Origin of the sequence: Roseomonas alba (genome assembly GCF_019430885.1) — a bacterium.
Taxonomy (GTDB): domain Bacteria; phylum Pseudomonadota; class Alphaproteobacteria; order Acetobacterales; family Acetobacteraceae; genus Neoroseomonas; species Neoroseomonas alba.
The window spans coordinates 101,995-121,438 of record NZ_JAHYBZ010000011.1 but is presented as its reverse complement, the minus strand read 5'-3'; the positions used below and the strand labels follow the sequence as shown (position 1 = coordinate 121,438).

Below are 19,444 nucleotides of genomic sequence, written 5' to 3'. Positions count from 1 at the left end.
GGCCGCCATCCGCCTGATCGGCGCGATTCTCCTTGAGCAGTTCGACGAAGGGGCCGTCCAGCGCGCCGGCGATTTAATCCTGGAAGCCACAGGCGCCGTCAACGACACTCCCCATGTCCGCCCGCCCGCCTTCACCGACTGACCGGCGGCCCAACCCGCCATGACTCATCGCTCCTACATCACGCGATAGGACACGACCACCACGACCCGCCTGTCGGGTGTGATAGGGGAAAATCCATCAAGGATGTCGGCCTCGGCGGATGGTATCCACCGCGCGGCGATCGGCTTCATTCGCCGCCGGCCAGGCGCGTCGCCGACCCATTCGATACTACCGACGATGGCGCGAACTGTATGCGCGCGGCAATGCCATCGAGCCGGGGCGAGAGAGGCGCGGGCTAATGACGTGCCTCGCCTGCGGGTAGGCAGCGCGCACCGCGTTCCGGTCTGTGGATTGGATATCCGCGGATTCACGCTCGAGCTGTTGCGGCGACGCCGGGCGCGCGCCGCAACCTGACATCGCTGCCGCGCGCAATTGCGCGCGGTTGGTACTGCTTCGCGATGCCAAGCCCTGCGACAGCCCGTCAGGATGCCGGCGGCGTCGCCGAGCCGCGGTGCGATGCTGCCAGCATCCGCATCAACACTCCGTCCCTGAGGACGAACTGGTGCCAGAGCGCCGCGGCGACATGCAGCGCCACCGTGACAAGCAGCAGGTTGGCCATCACCTCGTGCGCCTCGCCCCATATCCGGCCACCCGGTACCTCGAAGGGTGCCGGCAGCGGAACGCCGCCGAAGATGGCGACGGGACGACCGCGCGCCCAGCGGTCGAGCAGGCCGCTCAGCGGCAATCCGACGGTCAGCAGGATCAACATGACATGCGTGCCTGTCGCGGCCAGGCGCTGCCAAACCGGGCCTTCCGCCCGGGGCGGCGGCGCCACCGCGTATCGGATGACGCGCAACGCCGCGAAGCCGAGCACGAGGACACCCAGGCTGTAGTGCACCTGCATGGCCAGATCGCGGTTCGGGCCGCGCGGGAACTCCTCCATCGTGCTGCCGACGGCCCAGGCCGCTATCACGAGCAGAGCGGAAGCCCAATGGATGGCGCGCGCCGCGGCGCCATGGGGCTGGATCTCAACGGACGCGGCCATCCTTTCTGCCCTCCACTCAGCGGCCGCGATGGGCGACGGCGCCCGTAGCTGCGTCAACATGGAGCGCAACGCGCCGCCCCTCCGCATCGGTCGCCTTCACTTCCCAGCGGTCGTGCTCCCAGTCGAGTTCGCTGACCGGGCCGTAGCCGGCGGCGCGAACAGCAGCGATTGCCGCCGTGGCGTCGATACGCGCTGCGGCGACGGCACGGCTCTCCTCGGTGCGGCGGGCGTCGCGCTCGGACGCATGGGCCGGCACCAAGGGCAGGGCGGCGGCGAGGGCCAGCGCGAGGGCGGCGGCAGGGCGGACATGGCGGGTCATAATGTTCTCCTGACAGCGTTCAGGTTGCGGAACTCCCGCAACGGCGTGCACTCTCTACCGAGCGACCTGAACCGCGGCTGAGCCGGCCGTTCAGCGACCGTTCAGCCACGACCCTGCAGCCTCGCCCCATGCGCCGCGCCCTGCTTTTGCTTTCCGTGCTCCTCCTCGCCGCGCCAGCGGTGCGCGCCGACGACCGCCGCGACCACGAACGCGCGCGCGCCGCGCTCGCCGCCGGGGAGATCCGGCCACTCGCCGCACTGCTGGCCGAGGTTGAACGCCGCTATGTCGGCGTCATCATCGAGACCGAGCTCGAGCACGACGACGGTCGCTGGGTGTATGAGTTCAAGCTGCTGCCGCCCTCCGGCCGCGTCTTCGAAATCAAGCTCGATGCCGCGACGGGCGAGGTGATCCGTACCCGTGGCCCGGTGCAGGAACGGCGCTGATGCGGGTCCTGATTGTCGAGGACCACGCGCCGCTCGCAGCCCAACTGCGCGACGCGCTTGCCGAGGCCGGCTTCGTCACGGACCTCGCGGCGGATGGGGAAGAGGCGCTTTTCCTCGGCGAAACCGAGCCCTACGACGTGGTCGTGCTCGATCTCGGTCTGCCGCGGCTCGATGGGCTGACGGTGCTGAAGCGCTGGCGCTCGGCGGGGCGGGCCATGCCGGTGCTGATCCTGACCGCCCGCGACGCCTGGAGCGAGAAGGTCGCCGGCCTCAATGCCGGTGCCGACGACTACCTGGCGAAGCCCTTCGTCATGCCGGAACTGGTCGCGCGGCTGCAGGCGCTGGTGCGGCGCGCGCACGGGCTTGTCTCGCCGGAGATCGCGCTGGGCCGGTTGGTGGTGGACACGGCTGCGCAGCGCGTACTGCTCGGCGGCGTGCCGGTGAGGCTGACCGGCCTGGAATACCGGTTGCTCGCCTATCTCGCCCTGCATGCCGGGCAGGTGGTCTCCAAGACCGAACTGACGGAGCATCTCTACGCGCAGGATTTCGACCGCGACAGCAACACGCTGGAGGTGATGGTGGGCCGGCTGCGGCGCAAGCTCGGGGATGGGCTGATCGAAACGCTGCGTGGGCAGGGCTACCGCCTGGCCACGGCATGAGGTGGCCGCGCTCCCTCACGTTGCGGCTCGCGCTCGCGGCCGGGTTCTGGGTGGCGGCGGGGCTCGGCGCGGCCGCCTGGTTCGTCACCGACGTCGCGCTCCGCCAGGTCGAGGCTGCCTTCGATGCGCGGCTCGCCGGGCTGCTCGACGCCGCGGCGGCGGCTGTCGCGGCGGATGCGGATGGACGGGTGGTCGTGGCCCGCGCGCCCACCGGGGCCGATTTCGAACGGCCCTTCTCGGGTGCCTACTGGCAGGTGGCGGGCCCGGGCGGGGCGCCGGCGACCTCCCGCTCGCTGTGGGACCAGACGCTGCCCACGCTGCCTACCGGCGCCACGGCCGAGGTGCTGCTGCGCGACATCCCGGGGCCGCGGGGCGAACCGGTGCGCCTTGCCGAACGCGACGTGGTGCTGCCCGGTGCGCCCGAGCCGGCGCATCTTGCCGTGGCGCTGTCACGCGCTGCGACGCTTGAGGAGATCGGGCGACTCAGGACGATGCTGACGGCGGTCTTCGCGCTGCTGGGGACCGGGTTGGTGCTGGGCGTGGTCGGGACGGTCATCGCCGGGCTGGCACCGCTGCGCCGGGTGCGGCGGGCCCTGGCGGAGGTGCGTGACGGACGGCGCGAGCGCCTCGCGATCGAGGCCCCAGCCGAGATCGCTCCGCTGGTGGCCGAGGTGGACGCGCTGATCGCGGCCAATCGGACGACGGTGCAGCGGGCGCGCGCGCATGTCGGTAACCTCGCCCATGCGCTGAAGACGCCGATCGCCGTGCTGCGCAACGCGCTCGACGCGACGTCGCCCGATGTGGCGTTGGCACGGTCCGAGGCCGCGGCGCTGGACCGGCTAGTGCATCATCATCTGGCACGGGCGCGGACGGCGGCGCTCGCGGGTGCGGCCGCCGGTGCCAGCGTCGCACCGTACGCCATCGCCGAGGAGGTAGCCGCAGCGCTGCGCCGGCTCTTCGCCGGGCGCGGACTGGCCATCACGGTCGGCGGGGACCGCGCTGCGCGCGTGCGGGTGGATCCCCAGGACCTGACCGAAATGTTGGGCAACCTGATGGAGAATGCCTGCAAGATGGCCCGGAGCCGCGTGGATGTCTCTGTGGCGTCGGCAGGCGGTAGGGTTGCGATCGCTATTGCGGATGACGGCCCCGGCCTGCCGGAGGCGGAACGCGATGCTGTCCTCGCGCGCGGCGTCCGGCTGGATGAGCGGATGCCGGGGAGCGGGCTCGGCCTCGGCATTACCACCGACCTTGCGGCGCTGCATGGCGGCGGGCTCGAGTTCGGGGAGAGACCAGGGGGCGGCTTGGTGGCGATCCTGCGGCTGCCGCAGGTACCGGGTGCCGAGCCGGTGTAGGGCGAGGGTGTGGACGCGAGCTGACCAGCCGCTAGGGGTTCGGAGTGAAGTTGACGTTGCCCCACCTTCGTCAGTGCAATATCGCGGCATGAATCAGGTTGCTGATCCGGTCCATGCGGCGGTTGTGCCAGTCATTCCCCTGTCGCGCATTGCTCAGGAAGGCGAAGGACACGCCCGAGACCGGGTCGGCCCAGCACTGCGATGACCCTACGCCGCTGTGCCCGAAGGTCCGTGAGTGACCGATCGTGCCGAGACCCCTCGTCTCCAGCGTGGTCCCACGCGAAAAGGGTCCGAGGCCGCGATGCATCGCGATGCCGATCTGCTCATCCACGCGGTCGCCCGTGAAGTCTCGCGTCACAAAGTCCATGGTGCGCGGCGCAAACAGCCGTGTCGCGCCGAGCGACCCACCCCGCGCCAGCATCTGGTAGAACATCGCCATGGCGCGCGCCGTGCCATGCGCCCCGCCCGCGGCAAACCCTGCCTGGCGGAAGGTCGCGCTGGCCTCGACCGGTGCGACGGCCAATCCGCCAGCGGCATCGGGCGCATGCATGGGCGCGGTCCGGTGCCATTCAGAAGGCGGAAGGCTCATGAACAGTTCCAGCTCCAGCCCCAGCGGCTCGATCAGCCGGGCGCGGACGACATCGCGAAAATCCTTGCCGGTCAGCGCCTCCACCAGCACACGTGCGACGCCGTAAGCGGCATTGGGATGATAGGCCGTGCGTGTGCCGCGCGGCCATTCCGGGACGATGCCGCAGGCGGCTTCGCGCAGGCGCGCTGCGTCGTCCCAGCATTCGATCGGAATGACCGCTTTGGGGAAGCCTGCCTGATGGCTCAGAAGGTCGATGACCGTGATATCGCCCTTGCCGTGCGCCTCGAAGCCGGGGATGTGGTCCGCGATCGCGTCGCCGAAGCACAGCAGGCCGTCCTCAACCAGCAGCCAGACCGCAGCGGCGGTGATGACCTTGGTGTTGGAATAGAGAAGGAAAAGTGTCTGGCCTTCGACCGCTTGCTGACGATCGCGTTCCATGCAGCCGAAGCTGCGATGCAGCGCGAGCTTGCCATGCCGCGCGACGGCAAGCTGCGCGCCGGGATGAAAGCCCTGGGCGATGTCCTTTTCGACGAGTGCGCAGGCGCGATCCAGTTTGGAGGAATCCAGGCCGAGTGATTCGGGCGTCGCTTCCGGCAGGGGAAACGCCATCACGCTTCTCGTCCTAGGAGGCGATCGAGCGCATGGCGCAGCGCTGCCGCCGGGGCCTTCGGAAGCGCCAGGCAACGCCAGCCGACATATCCGTCCGGCCGCACCAGCACCGCGCCGTCCGGGCCTGCGCCATAGGCCTCCGTCCAGCCGCCTCCCGGATCATGCACGTCCTGCCCGAGCACCAGCGCCAGCGGCACGATCCCTTGCTGAGCCTGCGCCGCCGCGCGCCAGGCCTCGCCCTGCGGGCCTGCGAGCAGGACAAAGCCGCCGCCGAAGAGATCGATCGTCGAAACCTCCTTGCCACCGCGCTCCAGGCTCAGATGCGGCGCCCGGGCGCCGGGCCGGGCGGAGGCGACATACTGGGTGACAGGATCGTCGATCCGCGGAACTGGCGTTCCGTCAGGCACGACGGCCGCAGAATCGTAGAGAATGCCGAAGATCAGCCCGAGCTCGTTCAGATACTGCGCTCGCGGCAATTGTGCCTTGTCCTGCTTCTCCGTCCGACCCAGCGAGAGCATGTTGTCGAGCGTCGCTTGCACCGTCAGCTGCGCAGCGGGCAGTCGCTCGGCCTCATAGCTGTCGAGAAGGGCGGGGGCGGCCTGCCCGCCCAGCACGGCGGCGAGTTTCCATGCCAGATTCTGCGCGTCCTGAATGCCAATGTTCATGCCGAAACCGCCGCTCGGCGTCGTCTCATGGGCAGCATCGCCGGCCAGGAAGACAGAGCCGACGCGGAAGCGCTCGGTGACCATGGCGGAAGCTTGCCAGAAGCTGATCCCCAGCACCTCGACAGCCAGATCGGGCAGTCCTGCAGCCTGGCGTATCATCGCGACGCAGCGATCCGGTGTCAGGGTCTCCGGCGTGAAGCCGTATTGCGTCAGGCTGTGGATCAGGAAACCCCAGCGCGTGCCGCCATCGATCGTCAGGAACGTTCCACGCAAGGTGGGCTGCTCGACATAGTAAAGCGAGGCTGGCCGATGCACGACCAGCGCGCGGAGATCGGCGCGGCAGTGGATGTTCACCGAATCATAGATGTTGGGCCGGCCGGTGCGTTTCAGCCCAAGTCTTTCCCGCACTGGGCTGCGCGCGCCATCGGCGGCGACCAGGTAGCGGGCGCGGACGATGTGCGATGTGCCGTCGACCCGATCGCGCAGCATCGCGGTGACGCCGTCGGCATCGATGGAGAAGTCGGTTAGCTCCACATTGAAGCGCAAGGCGCCCGCCGACTGCTTTTCCGCGTGCCGCCGCAGCACGGGCTCCAGCAGATCCTGCGAACAGAGCGCGCCGCCCACCGGCGACGCCGCGGCGCTCGCCGCCTGCGCCCGGGAAGAATGGCGGCGCGCGATTTCCTTCCCGGCGAGACTTTCCACCCAGATCGTCGTGCCGGCGAAGCCCTCGGGACTGTTGGCGCGAATATCCTCCTCGACGCCGATTTGCCGGAAGATTTCCATGCTGCGCGCGTTGATGCTGCGCGCCTTGGGCAGCATGGCCGTGCCGGGATGGCGCTCGACCAGCAGCGATGGCACGTCGAAACGCGACAACAGGAGCGACAGCGTCAGCCCGACCGTTCCGCCGCCCGCGATCAGGACCGGAATCTCGGACGGAAGCGCGGCGCTCACGGCGCCATGCCCGCAAGGCTGCGCTGCATCGCGATCTCACGCTGGAGATAGGCGGCGAATTCGGCCGGAGTATTCCCGGACGGTTCGCTATCGCCCTCGGCCACTATGCGCGCAACGTCCGGAACACGCAGCCCGGCGGCGACGGATTGCTGGACGCGCCCGATGCGATCCGCCGGCGTGCCGGCGCGGGTCCAGATTCCGGTCATGCCGAACAGCTTCCAATCGGGATAGCCCAGTTCCGTGAACAGCGGCACATCGGGCAGCAGCCCGGAACGGTGGTTGCCGGTATAGCCATAGGCACGCAAGCGGCCCTCCTTCACCAGATCGGCGACCAAGCTGGCGCCAGCGAAGACGAGGTCCACATGGCCAGCCACCACCTCGGTGATGGCCGGGCCGGTGGCAAGCACCACCTCGAGAAGACGGGAGCCGACCATGCGATCGAACTGCCGCGCGGCCAGCTGTGTGATGTTGCCGGCGCCGGACACGGCGATGCTGAGCGTCTCCGCTTCCCGCCTAGCCAGTTGCGCGACCTGATCGAGGCTCGCTGCCGGAAGGTTGGGTCTGCCGACCAGGACGAGGCCAGAGCCGTATTACACAAGCGTCACCGGCTGAAGGTCACGGGCCGGATCGTAGGGCAGCGGCACCGGGCTGAAGAGCATGTTGCCGACGAAGGAGCCGGTCGTGATCAGGAGCGTATAGCCGTCCGGCGCCGCAGTGGCCACGACCTGGGTCCCGATGATTCCGTTTGCGCCCGCGCGGTTCTCGAAGACGATCGGCTGGCCAAGCGTCGTGCGCATCGCTTCCGCCAGAGGCCGCCCGATGCGGTCGAGCGGGCCGCCCGGCGGGAAGGGCACGATCATCCGTATGGGGCGGCTGGGGAAGGTCTCCTCGGTATGAGCCCCTGCGCTGAGCATGAGTGCGGGCGCCGCGAGCAGCGCCGTGCGACGGCAGACGGTCATCGGAGCGTTCTCCTAGACTTGACGTGGTGAATGGGCGAGATCTGAAGGGCAGGCCGCGGCGCCACGGCATGAGTCGTGGACGCTGGCGGCGAGCGCAGAGCTGACCGAGGCGGTGGCGCGTGAACAGCGTGGTGGACTTCATCCGGCGCAACGGACTGCATGACGGCGATCGGCTCCCGCCCGAGCGTGAGCTGGCCGAGGCGCTCGGCATCAGCCGGCGCGCCCTGCGCGAGCAGCTGACCGAGCTCGAACTCGCGGGGCAGCTCTGGCGGGAGAGGCGCATCGGCACCGTGCTTGGCCGACGTCGTGCCGCGACGATGCCCGGCATCGACCGGAAGCTGATGCGGGCGAGTCCCGACGAGATCCTGGAGAGCCGCTTGACGATGGAGCCGGCCATCGCGGCGCTTGCCGCGACCAAGGCGACCGAGGCCGATCTCGCGCGGATCGGCAACTGCATGCGCCGCACGGCGGAAGTCAGCGGCGACGAGCTTTGGGTGCAGTGGGACGGTGCCTTCCACCTCGCCATTGCGGAGGCGACGCGCAACGATGTTCTCGTAGCGCTGACGGCGGCCTTCAACGCGGCCCGTGCGACGACACGCTGGCGCAGCATGCGCGTTGCCGCGATCACGCCCGAGAAGCGCCGCCGGTCGGTGGCGCATCACCGGGCCATCCTCGACGCGCTGCTCGGGCGCCGGCCAGAGGAAGCGATGCAGGCGATGCAGCACCATCTGCTCGGCGTGCGCAGCAACCTCGCGGACTGAGGGCCTGCGCGTCAGCATGGCCGGAACAGCTCGTCGAACGTCCAGCGGCGCGTCGTCAGTTCCTGCTCCATGAGATAGTCCTGCAGACGGTCGATGACGGCGCGGTTTGCGGCGCAGAGCCCGTAGGGCATCGGGTCTTCGCCGAACAACGCCATGGTGTCGCGCCACGTCGCCTCGCCCCATGGCAGGAAGGTCGACGCGAGGCGTCGCTGCCGCGCCCGCTGCTTGGCGTGCTGGTATGCCTCGACGACAGCGACCGGCAGCGCCGCCTGGCGTTCTGCCTCGGCCTGGTGCAGCACCACGACGTGGCTGATGGGATAGATGCCCGTCCGTTCGAACCAGCGCCGCTCGGCGGCCTGCCAGTCGGGCAGGAGGGGGCGGAAACGCCGTGCCGCCTGCGGGAGGAGGAGGTCACGACTGCGCGGCGCGAGCAGCGCGTCGATCTCCCCATCCGCCAGCGCATCCTCGAGGTCGCGATCCACCGGTGTGACGTGGGCGCTGACGGGGGGATCGAACCGTGGCGTGGCCGGGGCGAACCAACGCAGGGCCGACCAGTGCAGGCCAAGATCCTCGGCCATGATGCCGCGCGCCCACACGCCGGCCGTCATGCTGTAGTCGGCGATGCCGACGCGCCGTCCGGATAGGTCGGCGACGCAGGAGATCGGATCGTCACGCCGGACCAGCATGGTGCCGTGGCGGAAGGCGCGGGCGGGAAAGACGGGAACCGCGGTCAGCCAGTCAGCACCACGATCACGCATCATGATGTAGTTCGAGAGCGAGAACTCGCAGGCCGCGAAGGGCTGGCGATGCAGGACACGGGCAAAGAGCTCCGGCCGATCGAGGGTTCGGTAGTCGAGGGCGAGGCCGTGGCGCACGGAACGGATCTCAAGCGTGTGCTCGTAATCGCCGCCGTAGAGGATCACGCTGCGCTCCGTCGTTTCGTGGACGCTAGATAGGCGGCGATGGGACGGCGGCGTCAATTTGAACCAAGCGCAAAAGGTTCCGCTTTTGCGAAATGGTGATGGTGAGGCTTCTCAATTCACGCATATTAACTTTGATATGGCCGGCAGATTTTTCGGCCGGAGTTGAACCAACAAATAAATGGTTTCTTCTGCGCCACGCATTGGGCGTGGCGGATCGAAAGGAGGTCCCCTATGGCTGACGAACGCAGGGCCCATTGGCCAAAAGACCTACAGGACGAGATCGAGGCGCGCGCGTGGAACGGATGCGTTGGCACCAAGCTCCTATCGGAGACTGCCAGGGTCCGCGTCTGGCACCTGCACATTCCGCCCGGTGTCCGGTTTCCGTTTCACCGCCACGTGCTGAACTACTTCTGGACCGCGCTCGCGGACGGGCGCGCCCGCAACTTCTTCGAGGACGGGCGTGTCGCCGATTCGGAGATCCAGCGAGGCCTGACGCGGCATTTCGAGTTCGGACCCGGGGAATACCTGCTGCATTCGGTGCAGAACATCGGAACGACGACGCTCGACTATACAACAGTGGAATTTCTCGGCAGCCCCAACGCGCCGCTGCCGTTGCCGCCGGACCATTCGAACTGACGATCAACTTGGCAGCCTGTCGGCTTTGCGTCTGTGATCGTTGGGCCGGTCGGGCGGTGGTTCATACGGCCAGGCGCACGCGGTGAAGCCAGCGGCAATGGTGAGGCCGCGCAGGAGAAAGCCCTTGCCTCCGCAACGCCTCGGCCAGCAGGGCGGGCTCCTCCGCGGTAAGCTTCTCCCGCGCCGCCTTCTCCAACAGCGGCGGCAGCGCGTCCGCCAGGCCAGATGGATCGGCCCTCAACACCAGGGCAAGCGGGGCGAGATAGGCCTAGCTGGTCCGCGGCGCGGGCGGCGTCCGGCCCGGCGCACAGGCACCGCGTCTCGCGGTCGGACTGATCCGGGTCTTGATCGCCGAGCAGGGTCAGAGCGGGCTGGGGCTGGAGGCACAGCGGGCCAGCATCCGGTCCTTCGTCGCCGCGCAAGGCTGGATGCTGGTGGTGGATTACTCCGACATCGCCTCCGGCAAGGACGACCGCCGGCCGGGGTTTCAGGCAGCGCTGTCCCGCTCCCGGCAGCTCGACGCCGTGCTGGTGGCAGCGCAGCTGGATCGGATCACGCGCCGCGCCCACACGCTGTCGCAGCTGCTGGAGGACGGGTCTCCATCCGCGTTGCCGACATGCCTGACGCGGACGACCTGATGCTGCGGATCTATGCGGCGATGGCGCAGAAGGAGCGCGAGCTTATCAGCGAGCGGAGCGGACCAAAGCGGCGCTGGCAGCCGCCAAGGCTCGCGGGAAGGTCCTGGGCGGGGATCGCGGCTATGCGCCAGCGCCCCGGGATCCTCGACGAGCTGGCGAGGATCAGGGCGCTCACCGCGCGCCATGGGGTGAGCATGAAGGCGGCAGGCCTGCAATTCGCCTTGGCGCATCCTGCCGTCGCCGCCGTCATCCGCGGCGCCAGCCGGCCAGGCCGCATCGCCGAAAACCGCGCCGCGCTTGAGGAGACGGTCCCCCTCGATTACTGGCGGGCGCTTCGGCAGGACGGCATGGTCGACCCGGCGGCCCCGCTGCCCGGCGGCGGGGAGGTGACCGGCAGCCTCGATCGGGCGCGCCTGGCTACGCCAGGGCGCGGCGTGCCTCATCCTGCGGCGTTGCGCGCAGCGGATCCAGCAGGCGCCGGGCCGCCACGAGGTCGGCAATGTCATCCCTGGCATCGAAGCGCGCCAGGATGGGTGACAGCACCGCATCGGCATCGTCGCCCCGGCCATCGGCCGCCCAGCCCTCGGCCAGGGCCAGGGCCGCGCGCAATTCGAAGAAGCGCGCGCCAGACCCGGCCGCCATCGTCATCGCCGCGCGGAAGGCGCGTTCCGCACCGATCCTATCTCCCTCTCGCCGGTGGAGAAGCCCCTGCACCCGCAGCACATCCGGCTGACACCAGCGCTCCTCACTGCGCTCCATGATCTCCAGGGCGGCACCAAGGCTCTCCCGCGCAACCTCCACGTCACCAAGGGTCAGCGCCGCCTCCGCCAGCATGGTGAGCGAGCTGGGCAGCCGGATGAGGAAGCCGGAGGTCCTGCGCGCGGCGAGCACGCTCCGCACCCCGTCGATCGCCGCCGCATCGCCACGCACCATACGGATCAGGCCGCCATAGAATCGTACGCTGGGCGCCCAGATCGCGATGTCACGCCGGCTGACATTGGCAGCCAGGGCAGAGACATGCTGTTCCACCTCCTCGATCCGCCCGCTCCACCACGCGATGGGAATCACCGACAGCACCAGCACATTCGCCTGCGAGACACCGTGACCGGTCGCCGCCTCCAGCGCCGCCTGCGCCGCAGCGGCGGCCTCCCGCGGATGGCCGCTGATCCAGGCGACGAAGCCGAGCGACGTCTGGATCCCCACATGGGAATCGATCTGGAAGCGCGTGATGCGCGCTCGCCGGTCGGCATTGTCGTGGCGCCGCGTCAGCTGCCGCAGCGCCTCATGCGCGCCGCTGACATCGCCCAGGTAGAACTCAGTGATGACGCGCAGCCGTTCGCCCGCCGGCGCCGCGGCGCGGTCGCCCGCCGTCTCCCGCAGCGCCTCGAAGCGCCGGAGGCTCGCCAGGGCCTGGCGATGCCGCCCGCCATAGCACCACAGCATCGCGAGACCCCACTGCGCGCGGAGCTGATAGTCGATATCGCCGGTCAGCTCCGCGAGCCTCAGGCCTTCGAGCCAGGCCGCCTCGGCGGCCGGATCGAAGCGCTCGGTATAGCTCAGCCGCCAGGCATGCGCCGTCGCGAGCTTCATCCTCACGCTGGCGGCGCAGGCCTCGAGTGCCGGGGATTGCAGCGCGCGACGGAGGTACCGGCTGCTCTCGTCGACCGAGGACAGCTCGTCCCACAGCGGCAGCGCGCAGGCCGTCAGGCGGATGCCCAAGGCCGGGTCGCCATCCTCCCCGAAGGCCCAGTCGAGCGCCCGGCGCAGGTCATTGGCGTGGTGCCCGTAAAGCGCGGTCCAATCCTCGCGGACGCGCCAGTGCCACTCCGCCTCGGCCCGTTCGTACAGATCGAGCAGGAAGCGCGCATGGGCGGCGCAGACGCGCTGCATCTCGCCCGCGCCGCGCAGCCGTCCGGCGGCATAGCTGCGCGTCGCGTCCAGCAGCCGGTACTGCATCGCCCCCTCGGCGAAATGCGCGGATAGCAGCGACTTGCCGGCCAGGCTCTCGATGCAGGCCGCGATCGCCTCGGCCGGATGCGCAAGACCTTCCGCGACGCCGACCGCTTCCTCCAGGGTGAAGATGCCAGCGAAGACCGAGAGCAGGCGCAGCACCGCTGCCTCATCCTCCGACAGCAGGCGGTAGCTCCAGTCGAGCGTCGCCAGCAGCGTCTGGTGACGGAGCGGCGCCTGCGCCGGCCCGTAGCTCAGGGGCTCGAAACTGCCTTCCAGAAGGCGCAGCAGGGTCGCCGGATCACAGTCGCGCAGGCGCGGCGCGGCGAGCTCAATGGCGAGCGGGATGCCATCGAGCCGGCGGCAGATCGCCGCCACGGCAGCGGCGTTGGTGTCGTCCATAACGAAGCCCGCCGCCTCGCGGCCGCGCGCGACGAGCAGCGCGACGGCGGCGAAGCCCATCGCCCGGTCGCGATCCCCACCTTCATCCGCCGCGGGACAGGACAGGGGCGACAGGCGATAGACCGTCTCCGCCCGGGACCGGAACGCCTCCCGGCTCGTCGCCAGGATCGCGATATCGGGCAGCGCGCCGCGGATATGGTCCGCGGCCACCGACGCCGCGTCCAGCACATGCTCGCAATTGTCGAAGATGAGCAGCATGCGCTGCCCCTGAAGCCTGTCGACGATCGCGCCCAGAATATCCTTCTGCGCCCCGCTCGACCCGGTCGCGGCGGCAATCGCCGCGGAGACCAGATGGGAATCGCCGATCGCGGCGAAGTCGACGAAGCAGGCGCCGTCCGGATGGAAGGCCGCGGCCTGGCGCGCCGCCGCCACGGCAACGGTGGTCTTGCCCACGCCTGCGGGGCCCACGATGGTCAGGAAGCGCCGCCATGCCAGCATTTCGGCGATGCGCGCGATGTCGTCCTCGCGGCCGACAATCCCGGGCAGGGCGGGCAGCCCGCCATCCCGGCAGGAGGCGACGGCGGCGGGCGCGTCGGCGGGCGGCGCGTGCTCCACCTGCACCGTCGCGACGAAGCGATAGCCCCGCCCCGGCACCGTAGCGATGATGGGCAGCGCCGATCCGGTATCGCCCATGGCGCGCCGCAGGGCCGCGATATTGACCTTGAGGTTGTCCTCATGGACGTGGGTGTCCGGCCAGGCGCAAGCGATCAGCTCGGCCTTGCTGAGCAGCCTGCCGGGATGTTCGACCAGCAGGCGCAGCAGCTCCAGCGCGCGGCTTCCGACCCGGACCGGCCGATCGCCACGCAGCAGCAACTGCCGGCTGGGAACCAGCCGGTAGTCGCCGAAGCGATAGGCCCTGTTGATGTCTTCGGTGGCGCGCTGCTCCATGGCTTCCCTGGCGGTCAACGAGCAGACGGATAGGACCGGCGCCGCGCCTGCGGCACAAGCAATACCTTCGGCGTTTTACCGGATTTTACCGCCGGCACCGTGGAGCGCGGCCCTAGCCTTGCGCGCCCGGACGGAAGCGCCCCTCCGGCGCAGCAGCCGGCAGGTGGCATGAAAATTCTCATGGTTGTCACGTCACACGACCAGCTCGGGAACAGCGGCAGGAAGACGGGCCTCTGGCTGGAGGAGCTGGCCGCGCCCTACCTGGTGTTCCGCGATGCCGGTCTCGAGGTCACCATCGCCTCGCCCAAGGGCGGCCGGGCGCCGATCGATCCGGGGAGCCTCGCGGAGGCCGGCCAGACGGAGGACACGCGCCGCTTCCTGCAGCACACCGAGGCGATGGATGCGCTCGCCAAGACGGTGCCGCTGTCCGGGGTCAACCAGTCGGACTTCGACGCGGTATTCTTCCCCGGCGGCCATGGGCCGCTCTGGGATCTCACCCATGACCGCCATGCGCTGTCGCTGATCGAGCAGACCCTGGCAGCCGGCAAGCCCGTGGCGCTGGTCTGCCACGCACCCGGCATCCTGACCAATGTGAAGGCGTCGGATGGCGGCCCGATCGTGGCGGGGCGTGCGGTCACCGGCTTTACCAATGCGGAGGAAGCGGCCGTGCATCTGACCGATGTCGTGCCCTTCCTGTTGGAGGACGTTCTGCGCCGCCAGGGCGCGGCCTTCTCCGCGGCAGCCGATTTCACCCCGCATGTGGTGGAGGACGGGCTGCTGATCACCGGCCAGAACCCGCCCTCCTCGACCCAGGCGGCGCTGACGCTGCTGGATACCCTGCGAGCGCAGGCTCCCGCGTCGTGATGACGACCGAGGAGGATGCTAAGGTCGTCGTGATCGGTTCCGGCATCGGCGGCATGACCGCCGCGCGGATGCTGGCGGAGTTCGGCGGTCGCCGCGTGCTGATGCTCGAGCAGCACTACACGCTGGGCGGCCTGACACATGAATTTACGCGCGAGGGGCGCTACCACTTCGGCACCGGCGTGCACTACCTCACGGCCGGCCCCGGCGCGATGCTGCACTACCTGGCCGATGGGCGGGTGCAGTATCACCGCCTGCCGCATGACTACGACCGGCTGCATTTCCCCGGTTTCGACTTCGCCGTCCCGGCATCGGAAGACGAGTTCCGCGCCAGGCTGAAGGCACGGTTCCCGCAGGAAGCCGATGGCATCGACCGGTTCTTCACCACGGCGCGCAGGGCCGCGCGCGGCATGACGGCACGCAACCTCGTCGCCTCGACGCCTTTCCGCGCGGCGCTGATGCCGGTGCTCGAGCGGCTATATCCCGACACCTTTCGCACGATCCGGGAGGTGGTCGCACACCATGTCCGCGATCCGGCATTGCGGGCCATCCTCTCCGCGCGCTGGGGGCTGTTCGGCCCGCCGCCCGCGACAAGCGCCTTCGGCGGCCACGCCAATGTGGCGATCCAGGCCTTCATGCAGGGTGCGACCCATCCGGTCGGCGGGCCCAGGGAACTCGGCCGCGCCATCATGGGCGGGCTGGAACGCTTCGGCGTCGTGTTGCGGCCGCGCCAGCGGGTGCAGGGCATCATCGTCGAAAAGGGCCGCGCCGTGGGCGTCTCCGTCGAGGATCGCGCGACCGGGCGGCGCTACACCGTCCGAGCGCCCTGCATCGTGTCGGCGATCGGGGCGCGCAACACGGCGCGCCTGCTGCCGCCTGCCCAGGCCGAGCGGTGGGAGCGGGCGTTGGCGCCGCTGCCGAAGGAAGTCGCGACGCTACTGCTGTTCATCGGCCTCGACCGTTCGCCCGCCGCCTTCGGGCTGGACGGCGCAAACCACTGGTTCATGCCGGATATCGACGACGATGCCGGCATCGCGCGGCCGCTCGGGGAGGGCATCCTCTTTGTCTCCTTCAGCTCGCTCAACAACCCCGCCGCGCGCGCTCACACGATCGAGGTGATGCAGTTCGTCGATCCCGAGATGTTCCGCGCCTGGTCCGGGACCGAGCAGGGCGCGCGGCCCGATGCCTATGCGGCGCTCAAGGCTGCGGTGACGGCGCGGCTGATCGACCGGCTCGACGCGCGATGGCCCGGCCTCAAGGCCAGCATCGCCTTCGCGGAGCTGGCGACGCCGCTGTCCTTCGTGACCTACCAGAACAGCGTCGATGGTGCCTTCTATGGCCTGGCCACCAGCCCCGCGCGCCTACGCTCGCCCATCGCGCGGTGCCGGACGGATGTGCGCGGCCTGTATTTGTCCGGGCAGGATGCCTGGGGCCCCGGTATCGAGGCCGCGTTGTGGGGCGGCATCATGGCGGCGAATGCTGCCTTGGGCTTCCGCGAGACGGGACGCATGTGGCGGGCGATCCGCTCGGCCAGCGTGACGCCCGAGCCTGCTGCCCCATGGCGGGGCTACATGCGCGTGTCGCGCGTCGAGGCCATGACGCCGACAATCCGGCGAATCCGCTTCGAGCCGCTGAACGGTGGCGCCCTGCCCTTCCGGTTCCAGGCCGGCCAGTATGTGACGCTGGACCTGCCCGTGGCGGGCGACACCATCGCGCGCTCCTATTCGATCTCCAGCGCGCCCGGGGAGCACGGCTTCTTCGAGATCGCAGTGAAGCAGGAGGAGCAGGGCCTTGGCTCCACTTTCCTGCATCAGGCGCTGGCGGTCGGTGACGCGTTGCGGCTGAGCGCGCCCTTCGGGACCTTCACCCTCGATGCGGCAGCGGAGGCCGAGGCGGAGAGCCTGTTGCTCATCGCCGGCGGTGTCGGGATCACGCCGATCATCAGCATGCTCGCTGCCTTGGCGGAGCGGGGCGATACGCGGCCGATTACGCTGCTGGCGTCCTTCCGGTCGGAAGCGGACATCCTGTTCGCGCCGGAGCTCGACGCCTTCCGGCAGCGCCTGCCCGGCCTCGAAGCGCGGATATTCCTGACGGCGCCCGATACCGCCTGGCGCGGCGAACGCGGCCGGATCAGCGTCGCCACGCTGCGGCCCTGTGTCTCCGATGCCTCCCGCGCGTATCTGTGCGGCCCGTCCGCGATGATGCAGGCGATGATCGCAGCCTTGCAGGCGTGCGGCCTTCCGCGCGAGGCGATCCACACGGAGGCTTTCGTCTCAAGCCGGACCCGGGCGACACGCGCCGAGCGTGCGCAGGCGATCGCGATGGCGGCGGAAGCGGCCGGAATCGCTGCCTTCTGGATCACCACATCCGACGGGACGCGCTTCGACTGCCGGCCGGGCCAGACCGTGCTGGCGGCGGCGAATGCGGCGCAGGTGCCGTTCGCCCAGTCCTGCGGCGAGGGCTCCTGTGGCAGTTGCCATGCGCGCGTGCTCGCCGGGCCCTTCGTGACGCTCGGCCAGGCGCTGTTCTCGGAGGAGGAGGTCGCGGCCGGCCATGTGTTGGCCTGCCAGACCCTGCCGCAGGGTGACCTGGCCATCGCGCGGCCGGGAGCCTGATCGCATGACCCCCATCCGACGTGCGGGCGTCGCGGTTCTCGCCCTCATCGTCGCGTCGGCGCCGGCCGAGGCGCATGTGAAGTGGTTCGCGCCCTATATCGTCGGCGCGCCGCCGCAGCCGATCGGCGCGACATTGGCCAATCGCTGGTTCTGGGTCGGCATCGCCCTGGTCCTCCTCTTCTTCATCGCGGCGAGGCTGATCGAGCAATCCAGGGCCGGCGAGGCGGTCCTCCGCGCCATGGACCGGATCACAGATCCGCTGTGGGGGCGTCTCGACGATTTCGTGCGCGCCGTCATCGCGGCCTTCTTCGTGGCGATCTTCGCGGTGGGCGGCGTCTATCTGACGCCCGATCTCAGGACGCCGGCCGAATGGGTGTCCTGGATTCAGCTGCTGATCGCCTGCCTCGTCTTCTCCCGCCGGACGCAGCCACTCGCGGCGGCCGGCCTCGTCGGCCTCTGGCTGATGGCCTTGCGCGACTACGACGTGTTCCATCTGCTCGACTACCTCGCGCTGGGCATCGGCGTCGCGGCCTATCTGGTCCTGGAGGCATGGTCCAACCCGGCCTGGCGCAGGCATCGCTTCGAGGCGCTGCGCTGGGGCGTGGCAATCGCGCTGATGTGGTCCAGCCTCGAGAAGTTCGCTTACCCTGAATGGTTCGACCCGCTGGTGGATGAAAAGCCCTTCCTCACCCTCGGCATGCCGCGCGAGGCCTTCATTCCGATGGCCGGCGTCGCCGAGTTCACGATGGGGTTCGGGCTGCTCTGGACGCCGCTGGTGCGCAGGCTGTCGGCCATTGCGCTGTTCTTCATCTTCAACGCCGCGGTCTATCCCTTCGGTCGCGTCGACCTGATCGGCCATGCGCTCATCATGGCGATCATCGTTGCCATCGCCGCCGACCATACCCGCGAGATCCACCTCCTGCCCCAGATGAGGCGTGGCCTCATCACCATCCCCGCGGCCCTTGCGGTGGCGCTCGCCGTCTTCAGCACGGGGTATTGGGGCTTGCATGTCAGGATCTATGGCGTCGACGGCGTCGTCGCGACGAACGGCCAGAGGCTGACGCACACGCCCAATCCGGAACACCCGCACACGATGCCCGCGCGCTGACGAGCCACGCCCTTTTACCCGAATTAACCGGCCCATTCCGGCCGCCGGCCCTAGGGTTTCGACACGGCAGGCTCGGCGGAGTGGCCCGATGACCGAAGACAATCATGCGGTGGATGCGCGCGGGATGAGAGGGAGACAGGCATGTCGATCGGCAGGGTTCTGCGAAGCATGGCGGCCGTGGCCGCCTTCCTGCTGGCAGGGAGCGTCGCTGCGGATGCACAGCAGCTTCCGGCCGTGAGGAACATCGTTCTCGTTCACGGCGCCTGGGCCGATGGCGGAAGCTGGCAGGATGTGTACCGCCTGCTGCGCGGACGCGGCTATGCGGTGAGCGTCGTGCAGAACCCCTTGAGCTCGCTTGCCGACGACGTTGCCGCGACGCGACGTGTGCTGGACCGGCAGGACGGGCCCACGCTGCTTGTCGGCCATTCCTATGGCGGCGCGGTCATCGGCGAGGCCGGCAACCATGAGCGTGTCGCGGGCCTCGTCTATGTGGCGGCCTTCATGCTGGACGCTGGCGATTCGGTGGCGGCCCTGACGGCCAGCGGATCACCACCGCCGCTGCGACCGTCCAGCGACGGCTACCTGTTCTTCGAACCCTCCATCTTCCCGCAGGCCTTCGCGCAGGATCTGCCGGCGGAACGCGGCGCCTTCCTGGCGGATTCGCAAAAGCCTGTCGCCGGCGCCGCCTTCGCCGCCGCGGTCACCAGCCCCGCCTGGCGCACGCGCCCGGTCTCCTACGTCGTCGCGACCGAGGATCGTATCATCCCGCCAGCAGCGCAGCGCCAATGGGCGGCTCGTGCGAACGCAATCATCACTGACGTGCGCGGCAGCCACGCGATCTACATCTCGCAGCCCCAGGCGGTGGCAGAGGCCATCGACCGTGCGGCGCGCGCCGCGGCGCGCTGAGAGGA

At 69.5% G+C, this 19,444-nt stretch carries 16 protein-coding genes and 2 pseudogenes; 11 read left to right on the top strand and 7 right to left on the bottom strand.

Annotation, left to right across the window (positions count from 1 at the left end; genetic code table 11):
• Nucleotides 1-581: 581 nt before the first annotated feature.
• Both KPL78_RS26285 and KPL78_RS26280 read right to left on the bottom strand, forming a co-directional pair.
• Nucleotides 582-1,145, bottom strand: coding sequence for a cytochrome b (locus tag KPL78_RS26285; RefSeq protein WP_219766011.1), 564 nt, complete (start codon nt 1,143-1,145; stop codon nt 582-584).
• 16 nt (nt 1,146-1,161) lie between these two features.
• Nucleotides 1,162-1,464, bottom strand: a complete 303-nt coding sequence (locus tag KPL78_RS26280) for a PepSY domain-containing protein (protein WP_219766009.1) — start codon at nt 1,462-1,464, stop codon at nt 1,162-1,164.
• 128 nt (nt 1,465-1,592) lie between these two features.
• Between KPL78_RS26280 and KPL78_RS26275 the strand changes: the two genes are divergently transcribed.
• Genes KPL78_RS26275 through KPL78_RS26265 form a run of 3 tightly spaced genes read left to right on the top strand, consistent with a single transcriptional unit; the run spans nt 1,593 to nt 3,918 of the window.
• Complete coding sequence (locus KPL78_RS26275; protein WP_219766008.1) at nt 1,593-1,907, top strand: PepSY domain-containing protein; 315 nt, start codon at nt 1,593-1,595, stop codon at nt 1,905-1,907.
• On the top strand, nt 1,907-2,566 hold the full coding sequence (locus KPL78_RS26270) for a response regulator transcription factor (protein ID WP_219766007.1): 660 nt from the start codon (nt 1,907-1,909) through the stop codon (nt 2,564-2,566). Before KPL78_RS26275 ends, KPL78_RS26270 begins: the two co-directional genes overlap by 1 nt.
• Complete coding sequence (locus tag KPL78_RS26265; protein WP_219766005.1) at nt 2,563-3,918, top strand: sensor histidine kinase; 1,356 nt, start codon at nt 2,563-2,565, stop codon at nt 3,916-3,918. Before KPL78_RS26270 ends, KPL78_RS26265 begins: the two co-directional genes overlap by 4 nt.
• A gap of 70 nt (nt 3,919-3,988) precedes the next feature.
• Here KPL78_RS26265 and KPL78_RS26260 read toward each other — a convergent pair whose 3' ends face one another.
• The 3 genes and pseudogenes from KPL78_RS26260 to KPL78_RS26250 form a co-directional block, all read right to left on the bottom strand.
• A complete protein-coding gene (locus KPL78_RS26260) occupies nt 3,989-5,116 on the bottom strand; it encodes a serine hydrolase domain-containing protein (protein WP_219766003.1) in 1,128 nt (375 codons plus the stop codon).
• Nucleotides 5,116-6,732 (bottom strand): FAD-dependent monooxygenase, encoded by a 1,617-nt coding sequence (locus KPL78_RS26255; RefSeq protein WP_219766002.1) that lies wholly within the window; start codon nt 6,730-6,732, stop codon nt 5,116-5,118. The genes KPL78_RS26260 and KPL78_RS26255 overlap by 1 nt, the downstream gene beginning before the upstream one ends.
• Nucleotides 6,729-7,592 (bottom strand): annotated as a pseudogene (locus KPL78_RS26250) (tripartite tricarboxylate transporter substrate binding protein). Before KPL78_RS26250 ends, KPL78_RS26255 begins: the two are co-directional and overlap by 4 nt.
• A 218-nt stretch (nt 7,593-7,810) precedes the next feature.
• Between KPL78_RS26250 and KPL78_RS26240 the strand changes: the two are divergent.
• Nucleotides 7,811-8,452 (top strand): FadR/GntR family transcriptional regulator, encoded by a 642-nt coding sequence (locus tag KPL78_RS26240; protein ID WP_219765998.1) that lies wholly within the window; start codon nt 7,811-7,813, stop codon nt 8,450-8,452.
• A gap of 11 nt (nt 8,453-8,463) precedes the next feature.
• Here KPL78_RS26240 and KPL78_RS26235 read toward each other — a convergent pair whose 3' ends face one another.
• Nucleotides 8,464-9,375: a phosphate/phosphite/phosphonate ABC transporter substrate-binding protein gene (locus tag KPL78_RS26235; protein WP_219765996.1), complete on the bottom strand. Its 912-nt coding sequence runs from the start codon at nt 9,373-9,375 to the stop codon at nt 8,464-8,466.
• 231 nt (nt 9,376-9,606) lie between these two features.
• Between KPL78_RS26235 and KPL78_RS26230 the strand changes: the two genes are divergently transcribed.
• From KPL78_RS26230 to KPL78_RS30925, 3 genes and pseudogenes are all read left to right on the top strand, one after another.
• The gene (locus KPL78_RS26230; RefSeq protein WP_219765994.1) at nt 9,607-10,011 is read left to right on the top strand and encodes a cupin domain-containing protein; all 405 of its coding nucleotides are present in this window, start codon (nt 9,607-9,609) and stop codon (nt 10,009-10,011) included.
• Nucleotides 10,012-10,283: 272 nt separating this feature from the next.
• Nucleotides 10,284-10,649: a recombinase family protein gene (locus KPL78_RS26225; protein WP_369412869.1), complete on the top strand. Its 366-nt coding sequence runs from the start codon at nt 10,284-10,286 to the stop codon at nt 10,647-10,649.
• Nucleotides 10,628-10,957, top strand: a pseudogene (locus KPL78_RS30925) (aldo/keto reductase); the annotation flags it as partial. The gene KPL78_RS26225 and the pseudogene KPL78_RS30925, both read left to right, overlap by 22 nt.
• A gap of 109 nt (nt 10,958-11,066) precedes the next feature.
• Here KPL78_RS30925 and KPL78_RS26220 read toward each other — a convergent pair.
• Nucleotides 11,067-13,949 carry an ATP-binding protein gene (locus KPL78_RS26220; protein WP_219765991.1) on the bottom strand — a complete coding sequence of 961 codons (2,883 nt, stop codon included), beginning with the start codon at nt 13,947-13,949 and terminating at the stop codon, nt 11,067-11,069.
• Nucleotides 13,950-14,129: 180 nt separating this feature from the next.
• On the opposite strand from KPL78_RS26220, the gene KPL78_RS26215 reads away from it, so the two are divergent.
• The 4 genes from KPL78_RS26215 to KPL78_RS26200 all read left to right on the top strand — a co-directional run bounded on the left by KPL78_RS26215 (nt 14,130) and on the right by KPL78_RS26200 (nt 19,439).
• Complete coding sequence (locus KPL78_RS26215; protein WP_255569474.1) at nt 14,130-14,813, top strand: type 1 glutamine amidotransferase domain-containing protein; 684 nt, start codon at nt 14,130-14,132, stop codon at nt 14,811-14,813.
• On the top strand, nt 14,813-17,425 hold the full coding sequence (locus KPL78_RS26210) for a 2Fe-2S iron-sulfur cluster-binding protein (RefSeq protein ID WP_255569498.1): 2,613 nt from the start codon (nt 14,813-14,815) through the stop codon (nt 17,423-17,425). The genes KPL78_RS26215 and KPL78_RS26210 overlap by 1 nt, the downstream gene beginning before the upstream one ends.
• Nucleotides 17,426-17,429: 4 nt before the next feature.
• Nucleotides 17,430-18,533, top strand: coding sequence for a hypothetical protein (locus KPL78_RS26205; RefSeq protein ID WP_219765987.1), 1,104 nt, complete (start codon nt 17,430-17,432; stop codon nt 18,531-18,533).
• A gap of 141 nt (nt 18,534-18,674) precedes the next feature.
• A complete protein-coding gene (locus KPL78_RS26200) occupies nt 18,675-19,439 on the top strand; it encodes an alpha/beta hydrolase (RefSeq protein WP_219765986.1) in 765 nt (254 codons plus the stop codon).
• Nucleotides 19,440-19,444 lie beyond the last annotated feature (5 nt).

Excerpts from the sequence above, each read along its gene's own strand:
- KPL78_RS26285 (WP_219766011.1), bottom strand. The coding sequence starts at position 1,145 with ATGGCCGCGTCCGTTGAGATCCAGCCCCATGGCGCCGCGGCGCGCGCC.
- KPL78_RS26280 (WP_219766009.1), bottom strand. The coding sequence starts at position 1,464 with ATGACCCGCCATGTCCGCCCTGCCGCCGCCCTCGCGCTGGCCCTCGCC.
- KPL78_RS26275 (WP_219766008.1), top strand. The coding sequence starts at position 1,593 with ATGCGCCGCGCCCTGCTTTTGCTTTCCGTGCTCCTCCTCGCCGCGCCA.
- KPL78_RS26270 (WP_219766007.1), top strand. The coding sequence starts at position 1,907 with ATGCGGGTCCTGATTGTCGAGGACCACGCGCCGCTCGCAGCCCAACTG.
- KPL78_RS26265 (WP_219766005.1), top strand. The coding sequence starts at position 2,563 with ATGAGGTGGCCGCGCTCCCTCACGTTGCGGCTCGCGCTCGCGGCCGGG.
- KPL78_RS26260 (WP_219766003.1), bottom strand. The coding sequence starts at position 5,116 with ATGGCGTTTCCCCTGCCGGAAGCGACGCCCGAATCACTCGGCCTGGAT.
- KPL78_RS26230 (WP_219765994.1), top strand. The coding sequence starts at position 9,607 with ATGGCTGACGAACGCAGGGCCCATTGGCCAAAAGACCTACAGGACGAG.
- KPL78_RS26220 (WP_219765991.1), bottom strand. The coding sequence starts at position 13,949 with ATGGAGCAGCGCGCCACCGAAGACATCAACAGGGCCTATCGCTTCGGC.
- KPL78_RS26215 (WP_255569474.1), top strand. The coding sequence starts at position 14,130 with ATGGTTGTCACGTCACACGACCAGCTCGGGAACAGCGGCAGGAAGACG.
- KPL78_RS26210 (WP_255569498.1), top strand. The coding sequence starts at position 14,813 with ATGACGACCGAGGAGGATGCTAAGGTCGTCGTGATCGGTTCCGGCATC.
- KPL78_RS26205 (WP_219765987.1), top strand. The coding sequence starts at position 17,430 with ATGACCCCCATCCGACGTGCGGGCGTCGCGGTTCTCGCCCTCATCGTC.
- KPL78_RS26200 (WP_219765986.1), top strand. The coding sequence starts at position 18,675 with ATGTCGATCGGCAGGGTTCTGCGAAGCATGGCGGCCGTGGCCGCCTTC.